Here is a 633-nt window from a genome sequence, read left to right as displayed (position 1 = left end):
GCCGTGAACGCCGAACCGACCATCGCCGCCGCCGTCGCCTTCCGCACGCCCTTGACCGGGATGCGGGTCTCACGCGCGGCGTCGTACGACACCGCCGCCGAGGACGGGGAGGGGGCCGCGGGGGTGGCGGCGGGAGCCGCGTCCGCCGGTGCCGTCGCGGGCTCGGGAGCCTGCGCGGCGGCCACCGCCGCGTGCACGTCCTCACGGGTGATGACGCCGTCCGGGCCGGTCGGGGTGACCGTGGCCAGGTCGACACCGAGGTCCTTGGCCAGCTTGCGCACCGGGGGCTTGGCGAGCGGACGCTCGCGGGTGACCGGCGCGGCCGGCCCGTGGCCGTTCATCTCGGCCTGGATCGCGGCGGACGCCGCCGGCGCCTCCTGGGCCGGGACCGGAGCGCCCTTGCGGGGGCGGCGGCGGGTCGCGGAGGTGGAGACCCCGTACCCGACCAGGACCGGCTGGCGGCCCTCGGGCTTCGTCTCCTCCGCGGCGTCGGTCGCGGCCGGCGCGGCGGCCGTGTCCTCGACGGCCTCCTGCGCCGGTTCCGCCGCGGCCGCGTCGCCGTCGGCGACCGCGATGATCGAGGTGCCCACGTCGACGGTGGTGCCCTCGGGGAAGTGCAGTTCGCGGACCACG

Annotated in this window: 1 protein-coding gene; it reads right to left on the bottom strand. The window is 78.5% G+C overall.

Annotation, left to right across the window (positions count from 1 at the left end; all coding sequences use genetic code 11):
* A partial coding sequence (locus ACP4J0_RS38660; RefSeq protein WP_426604147.1) for an E3 binding domain-containing protein occupies positions 1-633 on the bottom strand: 633 nt, incomplete at both ends.

The sequence above is a fragment of the Streptomyces sp. WG7 genome (assembly GCF_049975785.1).
Taxonomy (GTDB): Bacteria; Actinomycetota; Actinomycetes; order Streptomycetales; family Streptomycetaceae; genus Streptomyces.
This window is presented reverse-complemented; position numbering and strand designations above follow the sequence as displayed.